Below are 26156 nucleotides of genomic sequence, written 5' to 3'. Positions count from 1 at the left end.
TTCCGGAAGTGAATGCGGATAGTTCGAACATTGTTAATCCTGTGGTCCACGGAGTACGTCCATGTTCGCCCATCTGAAAGTTCGCACCGGCATGATCGGGGTGCTGCTGCTGTTCGTCGTTGCGCTGCTGTTTTCGACCCTCAACGGTTGGCGGTCGGCGGTGCTCAGTCACGACCAGATCGACGAGTTGGGGCGCACCGCGCGACAAATCGACGGCATCAACAACGCGTTGCTGCTGGCAATCCGTACCAGCGCCAACGTGTCCTCGGCGTTTATCGAAACAGTCGGCGGACGTGCCGATGACGCTGAAGCCCGGCTGGTGCGCAGCGAGGCGATCTGGAGTGAAGCCATCGCCAAGGTCAATGCCTCGACCACCGACTTGCGTGACCCGCAGTTAATGGCCCTCGCCGACGATCTCAAGCAGGCGTTCGCCGAATACGGCGCGGCCGTCGTCGGCCAGCGCGCCGCCACGCGTGCGCGCTCCGCCGATGCGTATTTTCACGTGAATATCGCCGCAGGCAACGGCATGACCAAGCTTCAGGAAATTCGCGTCAAACTGGTCGGCGCACTGGATGCGCGGACCCAGGCGATCAACACGCAGGCGGCGGCGCGGCTACAGGCTGCGCAAACCCTGGCCATCGCCTTGATCCTGCTGACCCTGGCGCTCGCCGTCGCCTGCTGGCTCTTCATCTCGGGCGCCGTCCTGCGGCCCTTGCGCGTGGCCGGCGAGCACTTCAAGCGCATTGCCGGCGGCGACTTGACCCATGAGGTCGTCGCGCCCGGCCGCAATGAAATCGGCGAGTTGTTCGTTGAACTCCAACGCATGCAAGCGAGCCAGCGCGAAACGCTGATCCAGATCGGCGACTCAGCCACGCAGTTGGCCTCGGCCGCCGAAGAACTCAATGCCGTGACCGAAGAAAGCAACCGTGGCTTGCAGCAGCAGGACATGCAACTGGAACAGGCCGCGACCGCCGTCAACCAGATGACCAGTGCGGTCGAAGAGGTGGCGCGCAACGCGGTGTCGACCTCACAGGCGGCCACCGCCTCCAATACGCTGTCGGAAAAAAGCCGCCAGCAGGTGCGCGAGAACATCGACGGTACGCAATCGATGACCGCCGAGATTCAAGGCAGCGCCGAACAGATCCAGCACCTCGCCGATGAGGTGCGCAACATCGGCAAGGTGCTGGACGTGATCCGCGCCGTCTCGGAGCAGACCAACCTGCTGGCCCTCAACGCAGCCATCGAAGCCGCCCGCGCGGGTGAAGCCGGACGCGGGTTCGCGGTGGTGGCCGACGAGGTGCGCACCCTCGCCTACCGCACCCAGCAATCGACCCGCGAGATCGAACAGATGATTGCGAGCGTGCAGAGCACGGCCGAACAGGCGGTGGACTCGATGCGCAGCAGCACGGCGCGGGCGCGCAACACCCTGGAGATCACCCAGGCGTCAGGCGTCGTGCTGGAAGATATCTTCGCGGCCATCGGCCAGATCAATGAGCGCAACCTGGTGATTGCCAGTGCCGCCGAAGAGCAGGCCCAGGTCGCCCGTGAGGTGGACAGCAACCTGGTGGCGATCCGCGACCTGTCGGCGCAATCCGCGGCGGGCGCCTTGCAGACCAACGCCGCCAGCCATGCCCTGTCGCGGCTGGCGGCCGAACTGAGCGGGCTGGTGGGACGCTTTCGCACCTGATCCTGTGGGTTTGTTGGGGGTGGCGCGCGAGATGCGCTGAACCACAAAGGCGAGTTTTTCTCGGTGAAGGGCCCGCTGAACATCGCGCGCGCGCCAGGGCCAACCGGCGATTTTTCAGGCCGGTACATGGCGTTGACGCGATCGGGAGCAAGCCCCCACATGGGCCCGGTGTAGGCTGGCACATCTCATTTGATGCGGTAGTGGAAGGTGTTGCGCACCGCCGGCACCGCGACCGCCTTGCCCTCGACGATCCTTGGCTGGTAGCGGAAGGTAGTCGCCGCCGCCAGTGACGGCCGGATAAACAACGGATGACAGCCCTCCAGCACCTTGGGGTTTTCCACGCGGCCCTGGGTGTTGACGGTGTATTCGACCGAGCAGTCGCCTTCGATCTGCTTGTCCAGGGCGCGCTCGGGGTAGTCCGGGGCTTCCTTGCTCAAGGGTTGGTATTGGCGGCTGTCGAAGGCCGGCGCGGGTGCGGGTGCGGCGGCGCGAGCCGTGGCGGCGGCCAGGCGTTCCTGGTTCAGCCGTTGTTGCTCCAGCTCGCGGTTGCGCTGTTCGGTGGCCAGGCGCTGTTGTTGCTGTTCGACCTTCTGCTCTTCGACCCGCTTGCGCGCCAGGGCGGCTTTCTCCAGTTTCTGCGCCTGGACCTGCGGGTCCACCGTGGGTTTCAGCGATGCCGGCACCGCCACAGGCTCCGGCGCTGGCGGCGTAACCGCTACCGGTTCAGGAACCGGTGCGAGTAGCGGTGCCGCCGGCAACATCACCAGTTGGGTATGCATCACCCGCGGCGCCTCCACCGGCGGTGTTTCCGTCGACCAGCCCAGCATCAGCAGCGCCCCCACGCCCACGTGCAGGGCCACCGCCAGGCTGGCGGCGAGGCTGTTTCTCCACACCCTGGACGTCTGCCGGGGCGCCATCGCCAGCATCGGATTGTGCATGCTCATCGCCGTCATTGCGGGGCCTCGGTCACCAGCCCCAGGTTGCTGACACCGCCTTTCTGCAGCACCGCCATGGCCGCCACCACACGGCCATAACCGGCGCTGTCGTCGGCGCGGATATACACCTGGGTGTCGCTGCGCGCCGCCACCACCTGCATGACCTTGGCGCCCATTTCCTCCAGGGTCACGGCGCTGTCGGTCTGGTGCTGGGTATCGAGTTCGGCGCCGAGGTTCCAGAAGTAGCCGCCGTCGGCCTTCACCGACAACGTGAGAATCTGCTGGCGGGTATCGGTGGCCAGCGCTTCGGCGGCGACCTTGGGCAGTTCGACCTTCACGCCCTGGGTCAGCATCGGCGCGGTGACCATGAAGATCACCAGCAGCACCAGCATCACGTCGATATAGGGCACCACGTTCATTTCGGCCTTGGGCCCGTGCTTGCGTTGCGGCCTCACTAACATCGGAGTGCTCCTGTTCAGGCGGCGGCAGCCAGGTTGATCGGCGTACCGCGCAGGGTGCGGTGCAGGCGTACTTGCAGTTCGTTGCCAAAGGCATAGTAGCGAGTGAGCAAGGTCTGGCTGCGCGACGCGAAGCGGTTATAGGCAATCACCGCCGGAATCGCAGCGAACAGGCCGATGGCCGTGGCGATCAGCGCTTCGGCAATGCCCGGCGCCACCGTGGACAGCGTGGCCTGCTGCACCTGGGACAGGCCGAGGAACGAATTCATGATGCCCCACACCGTACCGAACAGGCCGATGTAGGGGCTCACCGACCCCACGGTCGCGAGAAATTGCAAGCCCTTTTCCAGCTCGACTTCCTGCTCGGTGATCGCCACTTGCAGGGCGCGCTCCACACCTTCGAGCACCGCCGGATCATGGCTGTGCAGGTGCTGGTATTCCTGGACCCCGGCGATAAAGATCGGCGCAATGCCGCCCTCGCCCGCCTGCACGGCGTCGCGGTACAGCGCCTGCACATCCGGCGTCGCGCGAAAGCGCGGCACAAAATCGTTCATCTGCCGTTCCAGGCGCCGCAACACGCTGCCGCGCTGGATGATCAGATACCAACTGAGCAAGGACGCCAGCAGCAACGTGACCATTACCGCCTTGACCAACAGGCTGGCGTCGCTGATCAAACCCCAGATCGTCATATGTTCCATCGTCGCGTGCATGGTGAATCTCCCATTCGATTAAAAAGTGATGACCGGTTGATGACGGTTCACGGCAATTTCAATGCGCGGGTGACCTCGGCCCAGGGCACGAACTTGAAGTTCTGGGTCTGCTCGGGCATGCGCTTGCGCCCGTCCTGCACCACCAGCATGCCTTGGCTCCATGGCCCGCCGAGGTTGATGGCGGTGACTTCCAGGCCATCGGTTTCCGAGGCGCCGTCGATGCCTGCAGCGGCGTTCAAGCCGACGCGAAAGCCGCCGTGCACGGCAAACGGCGGTTCGGCATCCACCACCAGGTAGCTGTCATTGCCTTGGCTGGAGATCACCAGGTAGTCATGTTTATCGCTCTGGTACAACGCCAGGCCCTCGACATCCGCATGCAATTGCGGGCCGACCTTGATCACGCTGGTCAGCGTCGCCGGTTGGTCGGCGCGGGCATCCACCGCCCACACGCCGACGTCTTCCTCGCCGATGAACAGGCGCTGGCGCTGGTCGTCGGCCACGCAGCCTTCGGGCTGGCTGTCGACCTTGAACTGGCGCACCAGCTCGCCCTGCACACGGCCATCCGGCGCACTGAGGCGGTATTGCAGGAAGGTGCCGTCCTTGCCATTGGCGATGGCGTAGAGCTCGCCGCTGGCGGGCTGGAACAGGCAGATGCCATAGATTTCCTTGAGGGGCGTCGGCACTTCACCGGCTTCGCGCAGTTCGCCGCTCTGGCGGTCGATGCTGAACAGGCTCAGGCTGTTGTGATCGCGATTGCTCGCCACGGCCAGGTCGACGGTGCGCTGGCCGAGCTTGAAGCCAGGGCGTACGTCGACGTTGTTCAGGCGCCCCACCGCCAATTCCTGCAGCAGCTTGCCGTCGAGGTCATAGGCCAACAGGCCCTGTTTCTTGTTGGTGCCGAGCACGCGGCTTTTGGCCGGTTGCTCGGGGTGAATCCAGATCGCCGGGTCATCCGCCGCATCGCCCTGGCGCCCGACCGGATCGCTCTGGCGCAGTGCAGCGACTTCCGGCAGCACCGCTTCGGCCGCCACCGGTTTGGCCTGCCAACCGAGCGTGCCCTGGTAGAACGTGCCGCTGTCATCGTCGCGTACCAGCAACTGTTGACCGTTGAGGCTCAGTTGCTCCGCCTCCTTCACGCCCGGCAGGGTCAGGCTCGACTGCTCCCGCCAACGCTCGCCGGTGTGCTGGAACAGGTGCAGTTGCGCGGTCTTCGGGTCCAGCGCGACCATGCCCCCCGGCATCAACGCCATGGCCCCGGCCTGGCGCTTGGGATCGTCGAACAGCGCCACCGGCGTGCGTTTCGCCTCGGCCTCCGGGTGCGCCGGGTAGGCCCACCAGCCGACATTCTCTTCATTCACCAGCAACTGCTGGGTGGCCTCGTCCACCTGGCAGAACTGCGCCGACGGCGGCAGCGGCAAACCACGTACGCGCTGGGGTTCGGTGAGCAGCGTCGAGCCGTTGCCCACCAACCACTGCTCGCCCTTGCCCTCCTCGCCCACCAGAAACACAAACAGTTTGGCCGCCCCATCGCGGTACAGGCACAGACCGTTCACCGGGAAGTCGCGGGTCGGCAGGTACAGCGGTTTACCAAAGGTCCTGGCGGCGGCATCGAGGTTGATCAACACGGCCTGCTGGCGATGGTTATCGAGGCTGGCGACCAGCACCTGGGTACCTGTGGCGCGGGTGTCGAGGCTGCTGAAGTTACCCTTGAAACGCGCCAGCTCGGCGCCCTTGCTGTCGAGCAGTTGCAGGCCGTCGCGGGTGCTGGCGGCCACGCGCTCGGTGGCGTTGGGCAGGAAGGCCACGGCTTCGGCCTTCAGGCTGGGTGCCCACGGGGTCAGCGCCAGGTCGGCGGCGAACGTATTGCCGCTGGTGACCAGGGCGATCAGCAGATACAGCTTGGAAATTCTCATGAACAAACAAATCCTTCGGAAGCAATAGAAATCCAATGTGGGAGGGGCGGCGCGACGACTCGACTTGCTCCCTCCCACATTTGGCATGTGTTGAATTCAAAAATGGGTGAAGGTCAGGCCGACTTTGTAGGTGGGGCCGTACTCTTCGTACTGGCCGTTGTAGCTGCGGTTGCCGGTGTAGACGAAGTACGACTCGTCGGTGAGGTTCTGCGCCTCGAAGCTCACTTGCAGGTTCTTGGTCAGTGAGTAGCGCGCGCTGAAGTCGACGAAGGTCTGCGCATCGACGTGCAGGTCGTGGGCCTTGTCGTTGATCGAGGCCAGTTCGTAGAGGTAGGCCGACTTGTAGTTGGCCGACAGGCGCAGGCTGAGCTTGTCGTTTTCCCAGCCGAGCATCAGGTTGCCGACGGTGTCCGACTGGTTTGGCAGGCTGATGTTGCGTTTGCGGTTGCGACCGCTGGTGCTGTCGAAGCCTTCGATGTCCGCGCTGGAGCGGCTGAAGGTGGAGTTGGCACCAATCAGCAAGCCGTTCCAGGGTGCGGGCAGCCAGTCGAATTTCTGTGAGTAGGCCAGTTCCAGGCCGTAGAGCTTGGCGCTGTCGCCATTGGCGTAGGTGTGGGCTTCGGCGAAGTTGGTCCAGGCGCCGGTGCCGGCCAGGTCAGTGTTGTAGACGAAATTCTTGATGTCCTTGTAGAACACAAACGCCGACACGGTCCCGGCGCGGCCCATGAAGTGTTCGATGCCCAGGTCCAGGTTGCTCGACTCCAGAGGCTTGAGGTCCGGGTTGCCGAAGGTGGCTTCGTCATCGTCGATGACAAACCCCGGCGCCAGTTGGCCGAAGGTCGGGCGCACCACGGATTTGGTCCAGGCCGCGCGCACCTGGGTGTTCTTGTCGATCTTGTAGCGTGCATGCAGGCCCGGCAGCCAGTGGTGATAGCGGCGCTTGGTCTCGGTGGGGGTGAACACGCCATCGGTGGCGCCGGTGCCCTTGGCTTCGAACTCGGTGCCCTCGTAGCGCAGGCCGGCGATAAAGCGCCAGTCGTCGATATCGACGGTGTTCATCAGGTAGCCGGCGTTGATGTCTTCGCGAATGGTGAAGTCGTTGACCCGCGATTCGGTCTCGTCATAGAAATCCGCCGCGTTGAGGCTGCCGATCAATTGCTTGATGCTGCTGGCGCTGATGCCCGGGCCGTAGTTGCCGAGACGGTAATCGACGCTGCCTTTCTGGAACTGGGTGAGGTTGAGTTGGTCGGCGGTAAAGCCCAGGGTGTCGAAGTCTTTGTAGACCCAGGCTTCCAGGTCGTTGTCTTTGTGGCGCCGGCTGACCTTGCCGCCGAACTTGAGCTGGGACGCGTAGCCGCTCAGGTCGTAGTCGCGGGCCAGGTCCAGGCGCAGGTTTTTCTCAGTGTCCTGGGTGTTCTGTTTTTCCCAGTCGACTTTGTCGAGGGTGAAGTTGCTGGCGTCGTAGAAGCCGCTGCCGATGATCGGGCGAGGCTTGTCCGAGTCGTAGAAGCCACTGTTGGCGAAATCGCCGCCGTCGAAGGTGGCGCTGGCGATATGCGCCGGGCTGTCTTCGCTGGACTGGCTGTAGCCGGCCTGGCCGCTGAGGGTCCACAGGCCAAGCATGCGTTCGCCGCCGAACACGTAGGACTGGATTTTCTGGGTTTCTTCGCGGTTCTTCAGCTTGCGCTTGGCTTCAGCGTCGCCCAGCTCGCCAGCGGCCTGGGGATCGGCGAATTCGAGGCTGGTGGAGTTACGGGTTTCGGTGTCGGTGTAGCGGCTGTAGAGGGTGCGCAGGTAGTAGCTGCTGAGGTCATCGGGCTTGTAGTCGAAGTTCAGGCCGCCGCCGGCGCGCTCGCGGCTGATGTCGTAGTCGCGCTGTTCGAACTCGCTGAGCTTGGCGCCGCCGGTGAAGTCCCAGGCGCCGCCGGTTTCGACGTTATCCGAGCCGAAGTCGCGCTTCTGCCAGCTCAGCGCGGCCGCCACGCCGAAGTTATCGATGCCGTCGCCGAGGCTGAAACGGTCACTGGCGGCGCCGGAGAATTTGGGGCTGGTCTGCTGGGTGTTCTTGTCATAGCTGGCTTCGGTGCTGCCGGTGTAGAACAGGCCTTTGTGATCGAACGCCGACAGGCTCTGCACATCGACGGTGCCGCCCAGGGAGTTGGCGTCCATGTCCGGGGTCAGGGTCTTGATCACCGACAGCGACTGCACCAGTTCCGAGGGCAGCACATCGAGGGCCACGGCACGGCGTTCGCTTTCCGGGGCGGGCACCATGGTGCCGTTGATGGTCACGCTGTTGAGGTCCGGGCCCAGGCCACGCACGCTGACAAAGCGCCCTTCTCCCTGGTCGCGCTCGACGCTGATACCCGGCAGGCGCTGCGCCGCTTCGGCGACGTTTTCATCCGGCAACTGGGCCACGCCGTCGGCATGCACCACGCTCTTGATGCTGTCGGCACTGCGTTGTTCCTTGAGTGCCTGGTCGATGGCGGCCGCCTGGCCGACCACATCGACATGTTCAGTGGTGGCCGCGTCGGCCGCATAGAGCCGCTCGCTGATCATCGCCAGGGCCAAGGCGGTAAGCGTGAAGCTGACGAGCCCGGTGCGCTTGTACATGAAATCCTCCCCAAGAGTCCGTTGGCGCCAGGCAAAGGGCCCGGCAACTGGGAGGGCACGCTAGGGTGGGGGGATGACGGTTCTGTGACAGGGATCGGCGCAAAGCCACGAAAACCGGGGGTTTGAGCGGGTTCCGGGGGTGGAATGAGCTGAAATGACCTCAACCGATCTGATGTGGAAGGGGGCTTGCTCCCGATCGCGATGGATCGGCCAGCCGTTTTTTCACTGATGCTCCGCTATCGGGAGCAAGCCCCCTCCCACTTTTTTTTGATCGTTGGTGTGTTTGAGATGAGCTGATCCGACCCTCCCCCGCCGTCATCCAACCGTCACATCCATCTGCTGTGCTGGCGCCCATCGCTCATTCGCCCAAGGACTCGCGGCCATGTTTTCCGTGCTCAAACCCCACCGCTGGAAACTCGCCCTGTTGCTACTCGCGGCCAATCTCGGGCTGATCCTGCACCTGGCCTGCGGCGAACTCAAAAGCGTCAGCGAATGGGTGTGGCTGGACATCGTCGGCGAAGGCGGCTCGGCCCTGCTCGCCCTGGTGTGGTTGGCCCTGGTGCTGAAAAGCCGCCCCGCCGGACGCGTCACCAACTACCTGGCGCTGGGCCTGTCGTGCATCTTCTTTTCCTGGTGGATCGACAGCCTCGACGAATTTATCCGCCTGCCCGCCAGCATCACCTGGGACCACTGGCTGGAGTCCGGGCCGATGCCGGTGGGCATGATTCTGCTGACCATCGGCATCTACCACTGGCACCGCGAACAACTGGCGATCAGTGCGCAGATGGAAAAGCGCGAGCGGCTGTTTCGCGAGCATCGGCTGTTCGACAAGCTCACGCCCCTGGCCGGTGCCGATTACCTCAAGCGCCAGTTGGCCGACAGCCTGCAGGACAGCCGCGACCAGCAGCAACCGCTGTCGCTGCTGGCCCTGGACCTGGACCACTTCGCCGCCATCAACCAGGCCTATGGGCATGCCGAGGGCGACGCGGTGTTGCAGGCCCTCAGCCATTTGCTGCTGCTCAACCTGCGCCGCCAGGACTTGCTCTGCCGCCTGGCCGGCGACCGCTTTGTGGTGCTGCTGCCCAACACCGGCGAACGCCAGGCCCGGGAGCTGGCGCTGGAGTTGCAGCACGCGGTGCGCAGCCTGGCCCACAAGACCCGCCTGCAGGGCGAGCGCCTGCAACTGGCGGCGACCACGGCGGTGGTGATGGCCCTGGACGAACCGCCCCAGGATTTGCTCAAGCGCCTGAACCTGGCGCTGGCCAGGGCCAAGCAACCGCTGGCGAAAAGTGCCTGAGATGGCCGTCAAAACCAGTTGGTATGAAAGCGACAGCCGCTTCATTCCCGGGCATTACCAACCCGCCACGCTGATCGACCTGGCCTTGTCCCGCGACATCGACAGCCATCGCCTGCTGCGCGGCACCGGGCTGTTTCATGAGGACATTCTGGCCGGTCACGCATGCCTGAGCCCGCAGCAGTTCCTCGGTCTGATCGGCAACAGCCGCAAGCTCCTGGACGCCGACGACAGCAGCTTCCTCTTTGGCCAACGCCTGCTGCCCGGCTATTACGGCGCGGCCAGCCACGCCCTGGGCCATGCGCAGAACTTGCACCAGGCGCTGGAGATCCTGATCCAGCAACAGGTGCTGCTCAGCCCGTTGGTCACCCTGCAACTGGAGCTGGATGAGCACCACGCCTACCTGTATTGGCTGGACAGCTGCGGCGCCGGCGAGCACTGGCGATTCCTGCTCGAAGCCAGCATGACCTCGCTGGTTGCCATGAGCCAATGGCTCGGAGGCCAGCGCCTGCCGTGGGTGTGCAGTTTCAGCCACGCCGAGCCGCGTTACGTCGAACAGTATTGGGTGCACCTGGGGGAAACCACGCGCTTCGAGCGTCCGCTGGACATGATGTGCATCCCGCGCCACTACCTCACCGACGCCTGGCCCGGCGCGTCGGCCACCGCTGGCCAGGTCGCACGTCGGCAAGCCCGCGAGCAGATCGAACAGCTAGGCTTTGCCGCGAGCTTTCTCGACTGCCTGTACGAGTACCTGCACGATCAGGTGCGCCAGCCGCCGAGCCTGGAACAGGCCGCGCAGGCCTTCGCCATGAGCCCGGCGACCCTCAAGCGCAAGCTGCACAAGCACGACACCGGTTTTCAACAGCAGGTGGACCGGGTCCGCAAGCAGGTGGCGCTGCACCTGTACCAGGTCAAGGGCTACAGCAATGACGAGGTGGCGGCGTACCTGAACTTCAACGATGCGGCGAACTTCCGACGCTCGTTCAAGCGCTGGACCGGCAGTACGCCCAACCTGATCCGCCAGCTGTTCAACAGCCGCTAGCCAGGCGCTCGCGCAAAAAGTCCACCAGCGCCTGCACCGGTCGTGAGCTTTGCCGATGCTGGGGATACACCGCCGACAGGGTCAGGGGGTCAGGGGCGAAGTCGTCGAGGATGCTTACCAGGCGACCGTCCTTCAACGCGTCGCCGACGATAAAGGTCGGCAGGTAAGTGATGCCCAGCCCGGCGATGGCCGTGTCGCGCAGCAGCTCGCCGTTGTTGACGCGCATGCGCCCGCTGACACTCAGCGCCTGCACCTTGCCCTTGAAGCGCCATTGCACCTGGCGGCCATGGCCGTAGGGCAGGCAATCGTGGGCGGCAAGGTCATCGGGCAGCAACGGCGCGCCGCGCCGCGCCAGGTAGTCGGGGCTGGCGCAATACACCCGCGGGATGCTGGCGATGCGGCGCGCGATCAAGGTGGAATCTTCCAGGGTGCCGATCCGCAGCACCAGGTCGTAGCCTTCGCCGATCAGGTCCACAGGGCGGTCGCTGAGGTCGACTTCCACCGATACCTGCGGATGGCGCTGCAAGAACAGCGGCAGCAGGCAGCCCAGGTGGGCCATGGCGAACGACAACGGCGCACTCAGGCGCAGAGTGCCGCGCGGTTCGCTGTTCTGGCCGGCGATGCCCTGCTCCACTTGCTCGACTTCACCGAGCAGGCGCAAGGCGGATTCGTAGTAACTCTGGCCCAGGGGGGTGATGTCCAGGCGGCGGGTGGAGCGGTTGAGCAGACGCACGCCCAGGCGGTCTTCGAGTTGGATCAGGCGGCGGCTGACGAATTGCTTGGACAGCCCCAGTTGCTCGGCGGCGGCGGTGAAGCTGCCGGATTCCATGACCTGGCAGAACAGGCGCATGTCTTCGAAGGGGTTCATTGTCGCTTCTCGGTGGACAGTTTGGAGTCTTATAACCGGATGGTCGCGACACCACAAATCAAATGTGGGAGGGGGCTTGCTCCCGATGGCGATGGTTCAGACACAGAGGCTGTGACTGTCACACCGCTATCGGGAGCAAGCCCCCTCCCACAAGGGATTACCGGCGTTACTTGGCAGTAAAGGCCGAGTAGCTGTTCATCAGGTTGCGGTAGTTGGGAATGCGCGGCGACAGCAGGTTGGCCAGGCCTTCCATGTCGTTGCGCCAGTCGACTTGCAGCTCGCAGGCCACGGAGAACCAGTTGACCAGTTGCGCGCCGGCCGCAGTCATACGCGCCCAGGCCGCCTGTTGCACGGTTTCGTTGAAGGTGCCGGAAGCGTCGGTGACCACGAACACCTCAAAGCCTTCGTCGAGGGCGCACAGGGTCGGGAACGCTACGCACACATCCGTCACCACGCCGGCAATGATGATCTGCTTGCGGCCGGTGGCCTTTACCGCCTTGACGAAATCTGCGTTGTCCCAGGCGTTGATCTGGCCAGGGCGCGGGATGTACGGCGCGTCCGGGAACAGTTCCTTGAGCTCCGGCACCAGCGGGCCGTTGGGGCCGCTTTCGAAGCTGGTGGTGAGGATGGTCGGCAGGTTGAAAAACTTCGCTACGTCGGCCAGGGCCAATACGTTGTTCTTGAATTCGTTGGGGGAGAAATCCTGCACCAGGGAGATCAGGCCAGTCTGGTGGTCCACCAACAGCACCACGGCGTCATCTTTGTTCAAGCGCTTGTAAGTCATGGGTTAACTCCTTTGAGGGTTTTAAAAAGCAAAGCATGAGCAGCCGAACGCGCCCCAGAAACCCTGGAAGTCGCTGACCGGCACGCTGGACAGACGCGCTTTCTCATGGCTATGGGAATGCACGCCACAGGGGCCACTGCATTGGTGAACCTGCGCCTGCAGCGGCGAAGCGGGACGCCAGTGCCCCGGTACCTTGACCACCGGCGACCAGTCCGGCAGTACCGGGACGCGCGGCGGTGCGTAATCTTCAAAGTCGCCGGCGCCGTACACCACCTTGCCGCCGACCACGGTGAGCACCGATTCGATCCACTTGATGGCGTCTTCGTCGACGCTGAAAAAATCCGCCGACAGCGCGGCGACGTCCGCCAGTTGGCCGACCTTGATCTGGCCTTTCTTGCCCTGCTCGGACGAGAACCAGGCGCTGCCGTGGGTGAACAGTTCCAGCGCGGTGAGGCGCGGCAGGCCTTCGGCGTGCAACGCCAGGCCGCCGACGGTGCGACCGCTGACCATCCAGTACAGCGAGGTCCATGGGTTGTAGCTCGACACCCGCGTGGCATCGGTACCGGCGCCGACCGGTACGCCTTCGGCGAGCATCCGCGTGATTGGTGGCGTGGCTTCGGCGGCCTTGGCGCCGTAGCGCTCGACGAAGTATTCGCCCTGGAACGCCATGCGGTCCTGGATCGCAATCCCGCCACCGAGGGCGCGCACGCGCTCGATGTTGTGCGGGGTGATGGTTTCGGCGTGGTCGAAGAACCACGGCAAGCCATTGAACGGAATGTCGCGGTTGACCTTCTCGAACACGTCGAGCATGCGCGAGATCGACTCGTTATAGGTGGCGTGCAGGCGGAACGGCCAGCGCTGCTCGACGAGGTGACGCACCACCGGCTCCAGCTCCTGCTCCATGGTCAGCGGCAGGTCGGGGCGCGGTTCGAGGAAGTCTTCGAAATCGGCGGCGGAGAACACCAGCATCTCGCCGGCGCCGTTGTGGCGCAGGTAATCATCGCCCTGGTGCAGGGTGACGCTGCCGGTCCAGTTTTTGAAGTCGCTGAGTTCTTCCTTGGGCTTCTGGGTGAACAGGTTGTAGGCGATGCGCACCGTCAACTGTTCGTCCTTGGCCAGTTGCTCGATCACCGCGTAATCGTCGGGATAGTTCTGGAAGCCGCCGCCGGCGTCGATGGCACTGGTGAGGCCGAGGCGATTGAGTTCGCGCATGAACTGGCGGGTGGAGTTGACCTGGTATTCCAGCGGCAGTTTCGGCCCTTTGGCCAGGGTCGCATACAGGATCATTGCGTTGGGCCGCGCCACCAGCATGCCGGTGGGGTTGCCGTGGCTGTCGCGCACGATCTCGCCGCCCGGCGGGTTCGGGGTGTCTTTGGTGTAGCCGGCCACGCGCAGGGCCGCGCGGTTGAGCAAGGCGCGGTCGTACAGGTGCAGCACGAACACCGGGGTGTCCGGCGCGGCCTGGTTGAGTTCTTCGAGGGTGGGCATGCGTTTTTCGGCGAACTGGAATTCGTTCCAGCCACCGACCACGCGCACCCATTGCGGCGTGGGGGTGCGGTCGGCCTGGTCCTTGAGCATGCGCAAGGCATCGGCCAGGGACGGCACGCCTTCCCAGCGCAGTTCGAGGTTGTAGTTCAAGCCGCCACGGATCAGGTGCAGGTGCGAGTCGTTGAGGCCCGGAATGACCGTGCGGCCCTTGAGGTCGATGACCTGGGTGCCGCTGCCGCGCAGGGCCATGGCCTCGCCATCGGTACCCACGGCGACGAAACGCCCCTGGTGGATGGCGACGGCGGTGGCGCGCGGGTTTTCACGGTCCACGGTGTGGAACTGGCCATTGAACAGAATCAGATCGGCGTTCATAGGGTTTCCTTTACAGAGGCTTCGAGCCAGGGAGCGAACAGGCGGGTGGCCGCCGGCATCAGCAGGTAGACCACCAGCAACACGATGGTCAGGGTCACCAGGAAGGTGGCGACCACGTAGTTGGACAGGAACGGGTGCAGGCGCAATATCGGGCCCCACACGATCGGCACCAGCAGGGTCAGCGGCAGGATCACGAACAGGGTGACCACCGCCTGCTTCCAGCGCGGCGGCTTGGCGGCACTGTCGGCCAGGGGCGCGAACCAGAACTCGTTGACCGCGCCGATTTCGGTGTTGTCGCCGTCGGCCAGCATCGGGGTGGCTTCGGCGATCAGGGTCTTGCGTTCGGGGGAATCGAGCCAGGCTTGCAGGTCGTCGGTGGAGCGGTAGCGCAACACGCAGGTGAACAGCGCCAGGCCGTGCTGTTTGCTGCGCACGACATCGACGCCGAGGTGGCCGGGACGCTCGCCGGCGATACGCACAATGCGGCGCAGCCAGGCTTCGTAGTCGGCTTCCAGGCCTTGCTTGATCAGGTGTTTGACGACCAGGGTGACGACTTCGTCGGGTCCTGTTTTTGCTGCCGGCTCCATGGGGTGCCCCTCTGCTTCGGGAATTCAGCGATGAGAGGAGTTTGGCGGGGATGGGCAGGCGAAAATTGGATGTACGTGCTGTTTGGATTTCGCCCTTACGGCGGGATACCTTCCCGTAGGAGCGGAGCTTGCCCGCGAAGATCGTTAACGATGACGCGGTAAACCAGGATCAACGCGGCGGCCTTGGGTTTTTCGCGAGCAAGCTTGCGCCTACAGGTGGTTCGGCAAGGGAATCACCCGCAACGTCCGCACCGATTTGTAGGAAAAACTCGAGTAGATCTCCTTCACGCAAGGCAACGCCTGCAACACTTCCCGCGCGAATTCGCCGAACGACTCCAGATCCTTGGCCACCACTTCGAGCAAAAAGTCATAGCGCCCCGACACGTTATGGCAGGCCACGATCTCGGGAATCTCCTGCAAGCGCTGTTCAAACGCCCGGGCGATCTCCTGGGTGTGGCTTTCCATCATGATGCTGACGAACGCTGTCACTCCATACCCCAGCGCCTTGGGCGAGAGGATTGCCTGGTAGCCGCTGATCACCCCGCTCTCTTCCAGGTTGCGCACCCGGCGCCAGCACGGTGAGGTGGTCAGGGACACGCGGTCGGCCAGTTCGGCCACGGTGAGGCGGGCGTTGCCTTGCAGGGCGTTTAACAGGGCTTTGTCGGTGCGATCCAGGCTGATGGGCATAACGTGCCTCGAATTGTTGTTTTTATCGGACTTTCATCCCCTGACAGGGAATTTCGCAGCAAACTTTGCAAAGTTCGGCCGTGGTTATGAGCATAGCATCGTAGGAAATAAGGAGCGCCCGACATGAACAATAAACACCACCCATTCGGCTTTTCCACCCGTGCCATCCACCACGGTTATGACCCCAAGGACCACCATGGCGCCCTGGTCCCGCCGATCTATCTCTCAGCCACTTTCGCCTTCCCCACTGCCGAATACGGCGCCGCCTGTTTTGCCGGTGAGGCCAGCGGCTATTTCTATACACGCATTTCCAACCCGACCCTGGCGCTGCTGGAGTCGCGCATGGCCAGCCTGGAAAACGGTGAAGCCGCGGTGGCGTTCAGTTCCGGCATGGGTGCGATTGCCGCAACGTTCTGGACCCTGTTGCGCCCCGGCGACGAGGTGATCGTCAGCCAGACCCTCTACGGTTGCACCTTTGCCCTGCTGCACCATGGCATCGGCGAATTCGGCATCAAGGTGCGGCATGTGGACCTCACCGACCTGGCGGCCCTGCACGCCGCGCTCAGTCCCGCCACGCGGATGATCTACTGCGAAACCCCGGCTAATCCCAACCTGCAACTGGTGGATATCGCCGCCGTGGCCGCCCTCGCCCACCGCCAGCCCAACGTGACCGTGGTGGTCGACAACACCTACTGCACGCCCTACCTGCAACGCCCCCTCGACCTCGGCGCCGATGTGGTGGTGCATTCGGCCACCAAGTACCTCAGCGGCCACGGCGATATCACCGCCGGTATCGCCGTGAGCAGCCAGGCCCTGGCCCAGCGCATTCGCCTGCAAGGTCTCAAGGATTTGACCGGCGCGGTAATGTCGCCCCAGGACGCCTCCCTGCTGATGCGCGGGCTCAAGACCCTGGCCCTGCGCATGGACCGCCATTGCAGCAATGCCCAGGCCGTGGCCGAAGCCTTGCAGGCGCATCCGGCGGTGGAACGGGTGACGTATCCGGGGCTGCGCACCTTCGCGCAATACGAGCTGGCGGCGCGGCAGATGAAACTGCCCGGTGGCATGATCGCCTTCGAGCTCAAGGGCGGGATCGACAGCGGCCGTCGCTTCATGAATGCACTCAAGCTGTTCACCCGCGCAGTCAGCCTGGGCGATGCCGAGTCGCTGGCCCAGCACCCGGCGAGCATGACCCATTCCACCTACACCCCGGAGCAACGGGCGCAGCATGGGATCAGCGAGGGCCTGGTGCGGCTGTCGGTGGGCCTTGAAGACGTCGCCGACCTGCTGGCGGATGTGCGCCAGGCGCTGGGCAAATGCACACGCGCGCTGCCGCGCCAGGCCTCGATGGCGCTCAGCGAGAAAGCGAACTAAGCAGTCTTGACCTTCAAATGCCGCGCATACCAGGGCCGCTTCGGCACGCGCTTGAACAGGCCCTGCAACAGCCCTTCGTCTTCGCCGAAGGTGATGCGCAACGCCAGCTTCATGGTCTCCGGGTCCATCTCCATCGACCGGCCCATCTGCAGCCCCGGCGTGGTGCTGCAGCCATGGGTGTCCGGGCCCAGCCAGGGGTCGCCCACTTCCACCCAGCGCCCCGGCGCGAACCAGGCCACACCGTTGACGTCCAGGCGGCTGACTTCGCCGGGGTGGAAGCGTTCGTGGGCGCGGTACCAGTCTTCGATGCGGTCGTCGATCCAGCCGTGGAAACGCCAGAACACCGGGCTGACGTGGGACGAAAACGGGTCGCCCAGAAAGTCGTTTTCCGCCGTATACCAGCGCGGGGCGAAGTCTGCCGGGTCGCGGGCGAAGGGCACGGGCGCGCCGTTGGAAGGGTCACGAGGCACCGAGGCCCAGCGCATATGCAGCCAGTCGTGCAGGCCCAGTTCCATTTCGGAGCCGAGCTGGCCCAGGGTCAGTTTGGCCAGGTAGCGCGGGTCGCGGTATTGGGATTCCCAGACCTGGAAGTTGCTGTGGTAGGTCTCGGCGGCCTTGATGTCGCTGACCCACTGCGTGTAGTCGCGGTCATCCGGCGCGGTCCAGGCCGGCGGCAAGGCGAAGCCGTCGTGGTTGTCGAAGTAACGCAGGAAGCCCTGGCGATCGAGCTCCAGCGCCGGTTGGGGCGCGGGGAATTGCGGCCATGAGGGCAAGTGCTGCATGGAACGCGCGGTGCCGAGCATGTGCCGGTGCATGAAGAAAAAGTCGATGCCCGAACCGTTGCGGTCCTTGTGTTTGCCGCGCGCATCGCGCTCCTTGCCGCGCGGCCCGGGTTGCCAGCCGATGCCACGCAGGGCGTCACGTTTGTCTTCGGAGAGTTTGTGCCACTGGTCGCGGGTGGCGTGCCATAGCTGGTGAAACAGGCGGTGCTCGGGGGAGATCAGCCAGGCCAGCAGGGTCGGGTTGAGGCCGATGCGCTGACGGGCTTCGGGAAACCGGTGTTTGTGCGCGATGCAGCGGTTGTCGCGCTCGGTCAACGCCAGCGGTCGATCCAGGTCGACGATCTGCCCGCTGAGGGTGCCGCTGCCGGCGTTGGCAAAATCGGCCCAGACCTCGTCGAGGGTCATCTTGAATTCATAGGCGGGGCTGCCGTCGGCCGTGTCGCGGTCGATCAGGCGCCAGTACAGCACGGCGCCGTCGCCGGTCAGCACATCACCGAGCACGCGGTAGCGCGGCTCGCCCTCGGCGCGCAGGTTGTCGGCGGTGTCCAGGTAGCCGCGCAGGCCACGGCCACGCGGGGCGATGTCGAGCAGCAGCGCCAGGCCTTGCAGCGGCAGGCCCTTGAGGCCGGCGTCGCGCCCTTCCAGGCGCAGGCTCCAGACCCCACGCAAGGTGTTCGCCAGGTGCTGGCCGGCGGTGTCGGCCAGGTCCACCGTGGCTTCGCCGGGGGTGATGGGCAATTCGTCTTCGCGCGTCAACTCGCGATGGGCATAAAAGGCCGCCGGCACAGCGGCACCGGTCAGCGCCAGGCCGGCGATGAACCCACGTCGAGAGATGGTCATTGTCTACCTTAGGAAACGGCTTTATCAGAGCTAGAACGTTTGCACGCCGGGGAAATTTACCGCCCCGTCCCGGCCGCCTAAATTTCCCCGCCGATCACTCGTTCCTCCCTGATAGCGAAGGCCTCAACTGACTGAGATGGCAATGACAAAACCACGTTCGAAAAAGGCGCTGTATATCGGCCTGCCGCTGGCACTGGCCATCGGGGCCGGCTTGCTGGTCTGGGATCACTGGTTCCGGGGCACTGCCGGCTACCCGCTGGAAGTCATCAAGCAGGCCGATGAGCTGCAGGACCGCCTGCTGTCCTTCGACAGCCATATCACCGTGCCGTTGGATTTCGGCACCGCCGGCAACGAGGCCGACAAAGACGGCAGCGGCCAGTTCGACCTGGCCAAGGCCGCACGCGGGCGCCTGTCCGGTGCGGCGCTGACGATTTTCGGCTGGCCGGAAATCTGGAACGGCGCCAACGCCCCGCACAGGCCTACCGAGGGTTTCGTCGAAGCGGCGCGCAACGAACAGGAAGTGCGCTACAAGATCATCAGCGCCATGGTGCGCGACTACCCCAACCAGGTCGCCATCGCCTACACCCCTGACGACTTCCGCCGTCTGCACGGCGAGGGCAAGTTTGCGATCTTCATGAGCATGCTCAACGCCTACCCCCTGGGCAACGACCTGAACCAACTGGACCTGTGGGCCGCGCGCGGCATGCGCATGTTCGGATTCAGTTATGTGGGCAACAACGCCTGGTCCGACTCGTCGCGCCCGCTGCCGTTTTTCAATGACTCGGTGGACGCCCTCGACGGCCTCTCGGACATCGGCAAACAAGCGGTGCATCGCCTCAATGACCTGGGGGTGATCATTGATGTGTCGCAGATGTCGACCAAGGCCCTGGAGCAGGTGGCGCAGTTGAGCCGCACACCGATGGTGGCGTCCCATTCGGCGCCACGCGCGGCGGTGGATATCCCGCGTAACCTCAGCGACAAGGAACTGCAACTGATCAAGCGCAGCGGCGGCGTGGTGCAGATCGTGGCCTTCTCCGCCTATCTGCGCCCGCTGAGCCAGCCGACCCAGGACAAGCTCAACCGCCTGCGCGCCCGCTTCAACCTGCCGCCCCTGCCCAACCTGGCCGTGGCCCTGATGCCGGGTGACGCGATCATCGCCGCCTGGCCCGAGCACACGTTCGGTGAATACGCCAGCGCGCTGTACGCCATCCTCGACGAAGAACCCAAGGCCACCCTCAAGGACCTGGGCGATGCCATCGACTACACCGTGCGCAAGATCGGCATCGACCACGTCGGCCTGGCGTCGGACTTCAACGACGGCGGCGGGATCGACGGCTGGAACAACGTCGGCGAGATCCGCAACGTCACCGCCGAGCTGATCCAGCGCGGTTACTCCGAAGCCGACATCGCCAAGCTGTGGGGCGGCAACTTCCTGCGGGTGTGGGACCAGGTACAAAAAGCCGCCAAGCCTTTGGCCGACCGCTCATCACCCACGACGTGAATCCGTGAGCGCACCATGACCTTGCCGAGCCGGCGGTGGTGATGCACGCCCTTTTCCCTTTGAACGAGAAGCCCACATGACGCCATCCAACGCCCTGACCACCCTGGCCCTCACCGCCCTGTGCGCGGCGCTGCTGCCCAACCTGGCCCACGCCGCCACGCCGCAACCCGGCAAGGTGTTCAAGGACTGCAAGGACTGCCCGGAAATGGTAGTGCTGCCCGCCGGCACTTTCACCATGGGCACGCCCGACGATGAAATCGGCCGCGAGCCCGACGAAGGCCCGATGCATGCCGTGACCTTCGCCAAGCCGTTCGCCATGAGCCGCTTCCAGATCACCGCCGGCGAGTGGGACAGCTACATCCGCCAGACCGGAGTGAAAATCGCCGACGGCGATACCCGCCCCGGCCGCGAATGCATCGCCAGCAAGCCGCGCTACCCCCAGGGCCCGCGTCAGCCGGCGGTGTGCATGGACATGGATGACATCAAACGCTACGTGGCCTGGCTGTCGAAAAAGACCGGGCAGTCGTACCACATGGTCAGCGAAGCCCAGCGCGAATACGCCGCGCGCGCCGGCTCCAGCGGGCCCTTCCCGTTTCCGTTCGACGAGGGCAAGGCTTACAGCATCGCCGAGCATGCCAACACCTATGGCCCGGCGGATGGCTACAGTTTTTCCTCGCCGGCGGGCAGCTACCCGCCGAACGCATTCGGCATGTACGACATGCACGGCAACGTCTACGAGCGCGTCGCCGACTGCGAACACCCCAACTACATCGGCGCGCCCACCGACGGCAGCGCCTGGGTGGAACCGAACTGCGAGAGCTACCAGATCCGTGGCAATGACTGGGGCGAAGCGCCGGTGTTCTCGCGTTCGGGCAACCGCAACAACATCTACCCACAGACACGCGGGGACTGGATCGGCTTTCGCGTCGTACGCGACCTCTAACCCCTTTGCAGGAGCGAGCTTGCTCGCCCCTACAGGGGGCGTGCGTCAGCTTTGCTGGGCGAACCGTTCCAGGCCTTCATGCAACGCCGGGAACAGGCTGTTGTTGAAGTTGTTCCAGCGCAATTCGAGGATGGTGTCGTCCGGTGAAATCTCGGTCTTGAGCACGTCGTGGAACACTTCGCCGGAGTCGATGCCGTTGTCCACGTAGTGGAACGACGCCCCGGTCAGGTACAGCGGCTCGCACGGTTGTGTCTCTTTGGTCGTCCAATCCACCACTGCCTGGCCACGGGCACCGTACAAAGCGTTCCAGGTGGCGTAGGCGCCACGGCGCTCGTAAGGCGATTCGAGACGGGTGATGCCCGGGTGAATATTCATGATCCGCCGCGCAAACGGCGCCCCCGGACGCACCAGTTCGTCGAGGATCACCAACAGGCCGTCCAGCACCACGACATCGGCCTTCAGCTCCACCAGCGTGTCATGCAGGCGCCGCTCGAAATCCTGCTTGCCGGCGATGTGTTGCGCGCTGCCACGCGGCAGGCGGCGGTAGGTGGACGGTACGCTCAGCAGCAAATCGTTGACCAGACGCCCTTGCACCCGCAGGTCCGCCGGGTACAGCCACTGGCGGCCCGGCTGATAGGCAAAGCCGTAGTCCGCGACCAATTGCCGGTCGCGCGGGTTTTGCTCGTCGTCGTCATACACCACGCCCACCAACTTATAGGCCTCGCCCAGCGACGTGTCGTTGAGCGAGCCCACCAGAAACTCCAGCACCGACTTCATATAGAGCTCGTGGTCCTTGTAGGCCACCGGCTGCCCGGCCTTGTCGGCAGCGGCATTGCGCAGGGACCACACATACACCAGGTTCTTTTTCGTCATTGTTTCGCTCTCACTGGATCAATCCGGCACGCGACCCTACGCGTGCGCCTACCCAACAAGAACGAACCAGCCCCCGGGCAATTTATCCGCCACCGCCGCCACCGGGCACGCCGCGCTAAATACTCGCGCCGACGCTTCGTTTGTCATGGGTAAGGGTCTGTGTGCCCAGCCCCCTCCATTCACTTTCCGGGAAGTACCTATGACCGACCCCAAGCGCGGCGCCTTCAAAGGTTTGCTCGCATTGCTCAGGCCCTTTCGCGCCATCGTGAGCGTCTCCGTCGCCCTGGGCATGGCCGGCGGCCTGGCCATCACGTTGCTGCTGGCGACTATCAATAATGCGCTGCACTCGCCCCAGGGCATGACCCAAGGGGTGATCCTGAGCTTTGCGGCCTTGTGCGTACTGGCGCTGGTCAGTTCGATCGTATCGGACATCGGCACCAACTTTGTCGGCCAACGCATCATTGCCGCCTTGCGCAAGGACCTCGGCGAGAAAGTGCTGTCGGCGCCCATTGAGCAGATCGAGCGCTACCGCACGCACAAACTGATTCCGGTGCTGACCCATGACGTGGACACCATCAGCGACTTTTCCTTTTCGTTCACGCCTCTGGCCATTGCCACCACGGTCACACTGGGCTGCCTGGGGTACCTGGCGTACCTGTCAGTGCCGATGTTCCTGATGATGGTAGTGGCGATCATGATAGGTACTGCTGTGCAGTACGTGGCCCGCTCGGCGGGCATCAAGGGATTTGAAGCCGCTCGCAACCAGGAAGACGAGCTGCAACGCTACTACACCGCCATCGCATCGGGGGCCAAGGAGCTGCGCATCCATCGACCGCGTCGCTACCGCATGAATACCCATCGCATCCAGGCCACCGCTGACCGAATCGGCGATATCCAGATTCGCTCGGTCAACATCTTTATCGTCGCCAAGACCTTCGGCTCCATGCTGTTCTTCGTAGTCATCGGCCTGGCGCTGGCGTTCCAGGCCTACAACCCCAACCCCGACCCGGCGGTGATCACCGGTTTTGTGCTGGTGCTCTTGTATATGAAGGGCCCGCTGGAGCACGTGGTGACCGCACTGCCGATTGTCAGCCGCGCACAGATCGCATTCTCGCGCATCGCCGAACTGTCCGAGCGCTTTTCATCCCCCGAGCCGCATCTGCTGCTGGACGACAGCGAAGCTCCCAAGCCCGAAGTCCGCAGCCTGGAACTGCGGGGCGTGACTTACAGTCCACCACCGGTGGAAGGCAGCGAGCCCTTCCACCTGGGGCCGATCAATCTGAGCATCAAGCATGGCGATATCGTGTTTATTGTCGGCGAGAATGGTTGTGGAAAGACCACCCTGATCAAGCTGCTGCTGGGCCTGTATCAACCCCAGGCAGGGGAAATCCACCTCAACGGCGAAGCCGTGATCGCCCCTACCCGCGATGATTACCGCCAATTATTCACCACGGTTTTCGCCGACTATTACCTATTCGACGATCTGGTCCAGGGCGGCGGGCAGACATCGTTGGACAGTGCGACGCAATACTTGGATCGCCTGGAAATCGCCCACAAAGTCACCATCAAGGACGGAGCGTTCAGCACCACCGACCTGTCCACCGGGCAACGCAAGCGCCTGGCGCTGGTCAATGCCTGGCTGGAAGAACGCCCGGTGCTGGTGTTCGACGAGTGGGCCGCCGACCAGGACCCGGCCTTCCGCCGGATCTTCTATACCGAGCTGCTGCCGGACCTCAAGCGCCTGGGCAAAACCATCATCGTGATCAGTCATGACGACCGCTATTTCGATATCGCCGACCAATTGGTGCGCCTGCGCGCCGGCCAGGTCGTGCACGAAATGGCCCCTGCGTGAATTTTCTTTTCCGGGTTTGCCAACTAGGAACGTCTCACTACTGTTAATGAGAAACAAACTCATAAACACCTACAATCTGCCCAATCCAACATAGAAGAGAAAGCATCCATGTCAGTAAGACTCGGTCTCAGTCCCTTGAGCAAAGCGCTATCCATGCGCAGAGCCTTGAACGTCAACCTGAAGCCATGCGCCCTTGCACTGGCGGTTTCTTTACCGTTGTCAGGCTATGTACAGGCTCAAGAGATCGAGATTGACATTCCTGCACAGCCGTTGGGGGCGGCACTGCAGGAATTTGGCCGCCAGACCAACCTGCAGGTGCTGTACAGCCCGACGGATGTGCAGAATAAAAGCAGCACGGCGGTGAAAGGCAAGCTGGAGCCCACGCAGGCCATCTCTGCCCTGCTCAAAGACACCGGCATCAGCTACAGCCTGCAGGGCAACGCCGTCACCATCACCGCCAGCGCCTCCTCAGGGCTAGAACTGGGGACCACCCAGATCACCGTCAACCAGTTGGGTACAGTCACCGAAGGGACCGGTTCCTATACGCCAGGAACCATCGCTACGGCTACCCGCATGGTGCTGACCCCGCGTGAAACACCTCAGTCAATCAGTGTCATCACCCGTCAACACATGGACGATTTCGCGCTCAACTCCATCGATGACGTGATGCGCCATACCCCAGGCATTACCCTGTCGACCCTGGACAGCGAGCGCACCAACTATTACTCACGGGGGTTCTCGGTCGAGAACTTCCAATACGACGGCATCCCGACCTTGCGTAACTCGGCCTATTCGTCCGGGCAAACCCTCAGTGACATGGCGATCTACGACCGTGTGGAGATCCTCAAGGGGGCCAGCGGCCTGTTGACGGGTGCCGGGGCGCCTGGGGCCACCATCAACCTGATCCGCAAGAAGCCTACCCGTGAGTTCAAAGGCAGTGTGGAACTGGGTGCGGGAAGCTGGGACAACTACCGTTCCCAGGTCGACGTCAGTGGACCGCTGACCGACAGCGGCAACGTGCGCGGCCGCGCCGTGGCGGCTTACCAGGACAAGCATTCGTTCGTGGACCGCTATGAGCGCAAGACCAATGTGTACTTCGGCACCCTGGAAGCAGACCTCGACGAAGACACCCTGCTGACCGTGGGCTTCGACTACCAGAACAGCGACCCTAAAGGTTCTGGCTGGTCGGGTAGCCGTCCCCTGTTCGACCGCAGCGGTAACCGCATCGATGTAAAGCGCTCGTTCAACAACGGCGCCAAGTGGAGCAGTTGGGAGCAATACACCCAGAGCGTGTTCTCCACTCTGGAACACAATTTCGACAACGGTTGGGTCGTGAAGGGGCAATACACCCATCAGTTCAGCGGGTATGACGCACCGATGGGTGCGATCCAGCTTGGCCCATTCACTGCAACCGGTCTGTCGACGCTCTATGCGAACAAATTCACCGGCCACACCCGCGCCGACTCTGGCGACATCTACGCCAGTGGTCCATTCAGCCTGGGCGGCCGAGAGCACGAATTGGTGATTGGTGGCTCGGCCTCGAACTCCCATTGGAAGGGTAAAGACTACGGCTCACCCACCTACGCCAACGGTCGCGTGGTCGACTTCTGGAACTTCGACGGCAACTTCGCAGAGCCGGATTGGGGCACGCCGACCAGAGTCATTGATGAAACCACTCGGCAAACCGCAGGCTACATGACCGCGCGCTTCAACCTGACGGATGACTTGAACGTCTTCCTCGGCAGCCGCGTAGCCAACTACTGGCTGACAGGCGATAACAAATCCACTGAAACCGGCAAGGTCGTGCCCTACGCCGGCGTCACCTACGACCTGAACGACAACTTCACCGCGTATGCAAGCTACAGCGAAATCTTCATGCCGCAGGTGTATAACCGCGACAGTGAGAACAAGCTGCTTGAACCTGACGAAGGCAAGAACTACGAAGTGGGTGTGAAGGGCGAGTTCTTCAACGGGGGGCTGAACACCAGCCTGGCCTACTTTGAAGTGCACGAAACCAACCGCGCGGAAGCCGATGCGAAGTACAACGCCAACCCGACCAACTCCGCCATTTCATATGCCTACAAAGGCATTACCGCCAAGACCAAAGGCTTCGAGGCCGAGCTGTCCGGCGAACTGGCGCCTGGCTGGCAGGCACAGGCGGGTTATACCCACAAAATCATCCGCGACGAGAGTGGCGACAAGGTCTCGACCTGGGAACCCCAGGATCAAGTCAGCTTCTTTACCTCCTACAAACTCAAAGGGGCTTTGGACCGCCTGACCATCGGCGGTGGCGCACGCTGGCAGGGCAAGGCCTGGCAAGACGTGTACAACAGTGGCAAGAGCCGTTACGAAGAGTTCACCCAGGAAGCCTACTGGGTGGTTGACGCAATGGCCAAATACCAGATCACCGACAACGTCTCCGCGACGCTTAACGTGAACAACCTGTTCGACAAGTACTACTACACCAACATCGGCTTCTATAACACTGCCTACTACGGTGACCCGCGCAACGTCATGCTGACCACGCGCTGGAACTTCTAACGCCCGGTCGTTGCACGC

The 26156-nt window shown here is 63.5% G+C and carries 20 protein-coding genes; 8 read left to right on the top strand and 12 right to left on the bottom strand.

Going from position 1 to position 26156, the window contains the following annotated elements:
* Window positions 1-61: 61 nt before the first annotated feature.
* Window positions 62-1687: a methyl-accepting chemotaxis protein gene (locus ACLH0J_RS16350; RefSeq protein ID WP_411388114.1), complete on the top strand. Its 1626-nt coding sequence runs from the start codon at window positions 62-64 to the stop codon at window positions 1685-1687.
* A 185-nt stretch (window positions 1688-1872) separates the two neighbouring features.
* Here the strand turns inward: ACLH0J_RS16350 and ACLH0J_RS16345 are convergent, their stop codons facing one another.
* The 5 genes from ACLH0J_RS16345 to ACLH0J_RS16325 form a co-directional block, all read right to left on the bottom strand.
* On the bottom strand, window positions 1873-2640 hold the full coding sequence (locus ACLH0J_RS16345; protein ID WP_411388113.1) for a TonB family protein: 768 nt from the start codon (window positions 2638-2640) through the stop codon (window positions 1873-1875).
* On the bottom strand, window positions 2637-3083 hold the full coding sequence (gene tolR, locus ACLH0J_RS16340; protein WP_411388112.1) for a protein TolR: 447 nt from the start codon (window positions 3081-3083) through the stop codon (window positions 2637-2639). The genes ACLH0J_RS16345 and tolR overlap by 4 nt, the downstream gene beginning before the upstream one ends.
* A gap of 14 nt (window positions 3084-3097) precedes the next feature.
* Window positions 3098-3790 (bottom strand): protein TolQ, encoded by a 693-nt coding sequence (gene tolQ, locus ACLH0J_RS16335; RefSeq protein WP_411388111.1) that lies wholly within the window; start codon window positions 3788-3790, stop codon window positions 3098-3100.
* A gap of 47 nt (window positions 3791-3837) precedes the next feature.
* Window positions 3838-5703, bottom strand: coding sequence for a phytase (locus ACLH0J_RS16330; protein WP_411388110.1), 1866 nt, complete (start codon window positions 5701-5703; stop codon window positions 3838-3840).
* A gap of 96 nt (window positions 5704-5799) precedes the next feature.
* Complete coding sequence (locus tag ACLH0J_RS16325; RefSeq protein ID WP_411388109.1) at window positions 5800-8313, bottom strand: TonB-dependent receptor; 2514 nt, start codon at window positions 8311-8313, stop codon at window positions 5800-5802.
* Window positions 8314-8695: 382 nt separating this feature from the next.
* On the opposite strand from ACLH0J_RS16325, the gene ACLH0J_RS16320 reads away from it, so the two are divergent.
* On the top strand, window positions 8696-9610 hold the full coding sequence (locus ACLH0J_RS16320; protein WP_411388108.1) for a GGDEF domain-containing protein: 915 nt from the start codon (window positions 8696-8698) through the stop codon (window positions 9608-9610).
* A 1-nt stretch (window position 9611) separates the two neighbouring features.
* Window positions 9612-10649, top strand: coding sequence for an AraC family transcriptional regulator ligand-binding domain-containing protein (locus ACLH0J_RS16315; protein WP_411388107.1), 1038 nt, complete (start codon window positions 9612-9614; stop codon window positions 10647-10649).
* Here the strand turns inward: ACLH0J_RS16315 and ACLH0J_RS16310 are convergent.
* The 5 genes from ACLH0J_RS16310 to ACLH0J_RS16290 all read right to left on the bottom strand — a co-directional run bounded on the left by ACLH0J_RS16310 (window position 10636) and on the right by ACLH0J_RS16290 (window position 15435).
* Window positions 10636-11517, bottom strand: a complete 882-nt coding sequence (locus ACLH0J_RS16310; RefSeq protein ID WP_411388106.1) for a LysR family transcriptional regulator — start codon at window positions 11515-11517, stop codon at window positions 10636-10638. The two genes, ACLH0J_RS16315 and ACLH0J_RS16310, sit on opposite strands and share 14 nt — an antisense overlap.
* A gap of 166 nt (window positions 11518-11683) precedes the next feature.
* Window positions 11684-12301 carry an isochorismate family cysteine hydrolase YcaC gene (ycaC, locus tag ACLH0J_RS16305; RefSeq protein ID WP_411388105.1) on the bottom strand — a complete coding sequence of 206 codons (618 nt, stop codon included), beginning with the start codon at window positions 12299-12301 and terminating at the stop codon, window positions 11684-11686.
* Between the two features lie 21 nt (window positions 12302-12322).
* Window positions 12323-14161 (bottom strand): amidohydrolase, encoded by a 1839-nt coding sequence (locus tag ACLH0J_RS16300; protein ID WP_411388104.1) that lies wholly within the window; start codon window positions 14159-14161, stop codon window positions 12323-12325.
* Window positions 14158-14748: an antibiotic biosynthesis monooxygenase gene (locus ACLH0J_RS16295; protein ID WP_411388103.1), complete on the bottom strand. Its 591-nt coding sequence runs from the start codon at window positions 14746-14748 to the stop codon at window positions 14158-14160. The genes ACLH0J_RS16300 and ACLH0J_RS16295 overlap by 4 nt, the downstream gene beginning before the upstream one ends.
* A gap of 210 nt (window positions 14749-14958) precedes the next feature.
* Entirely contained in the window at window positions 14959-15435 is a 477-nt protein-coding gene (locus ACLH0J_RS16290) for an Lrp/AsnC family transcriptional regulator (RefSeq protein WP_411388102.1), read from the bottom strand.
* Window positions 15436-15558: 123 nt separating this feature from the next.
* On the opposite strand from ACLH0J_RS16290, the gene ACLH0J_RS16285 reads away from it, so the two are divergent.
* A complete protein-coding gene (locus tag ACLH0J_RS16285) occupies window positions 15559-16806 on the top strand; it encodes a methionine gamma-lyase (RefSeq protein WP_411388101.1) in 1248 nt (415 codons plus the stop codon).
* On the opposite strand, the gene ACLH0J_RS16280 is transcribed toward ACLH0J_RS16285, so the two are convergent.
* The gene (locus tag ACLH0J_RS16280; RefSeq protein WP_411388100.1) at window positions 16803-18428 is read right to left on the bottom strand and encodes a PvdJ/PvdD/PvdP-like protein; all 1626 of its coding nucleotides are present in this window, start codon (window positions 18426-18428) and stop codon (window positions 16803-16805) included. The genes ACLH0J_RS16285 and ACLH0J_RS16280 overlap by 4 nt on opposite strands.
* Window positions 18429-18570: 142 nt before the next feature.
* Here ACLH0J_RS16280 and pvdM point away from each other — a divergent pair, with 142 nt between their 5' ends.
* Complete coding sequence (gene pvdM, locus ACLH0J_RS16275) at window positions 18571-19929, top strand: pyoverdine-tailoring dipeptidase-like protein PvdM (RefSeq protein WP_411388099.1); 1359 nt, start codon at window positions 18571-18573, stop codon at window positions 19927-19929.
* Window positions 19930-20005: 76 nt separating this feature from the next.
* Complete coding sequence (locus tag ACLH0J_RS16270) at window positions 20006-20872, top strand: formylglycine-generating enzyme family protein (RefSeq protein WP_411388098.1); 867 nt, start codon at window positions 20006-20008, stop codon at window positions 20870-20872.
* Between the two features lie 45 nt (window positions 20873-20917).
* Here the strand turns inward: ACLH0J_RS16270 and ACLH0J_RS16265 are convergent, their stop codons facing one another.
* The gene (locus ACLH0J_RS16265) at window positions 20918-21745 is read right to left on the bottom strand and encodes a formyltransferase family protein (RefSeq protein WP_411388097.1); all 828 of its coding nucleotides are present in this window, start codon (window positions 21743-21745) and stop codon (window positions 20918-20920) included.
* Between the two features lie 199 nt (window positions 21746-21944).
* On the opposite strand from ACLH0J_RS16265, the gene ACLH0J_RS16260 reads away from it, so the two are divergent.
* Both ACLH0J_RS16260 and ACLH0J_RS16255 read left to right on the top strand, forming a co-directional pair.
* Window positions 21945-23597 (top strand): cyclic peptide export ABC transporter, encoded by a 1653-nt coding sequence (locus ACLH0J_RS16260; protein WP_411388096.1) that lies wholly within the window; start codon window positions 21945-21947, stop codon window positions 23595-23597.
* Window positions 23598-23750: 153 nt separating this feature from the next.
* On the top strand, window positions 23751-26138 hold the full coding sequence (locus ACLH0J_RS16255; protein ID WP_411388095.1) for a TonB-dependent siderophore receptor: 2388 nt from the start codon (window positions 23751-23753) through the stop codon (window positions 26136-26138).
* Window positions 26139-26156 lie beyond the last annotated feature (18 nt).

The organism is Pseudomonas sp. MPB23, from assembly GCF_046605395.1.
In the GTDB taxonomy this organism is placed as follows: Bacteria; Pseudomonadota; Gammaproteobacteria; order Pseudomonadales; family Pseudomonadaceae; genus Aquipseudomonas.
This window is presented reverse-complemented; position numbering and strand designations above follow the sequence as displayed.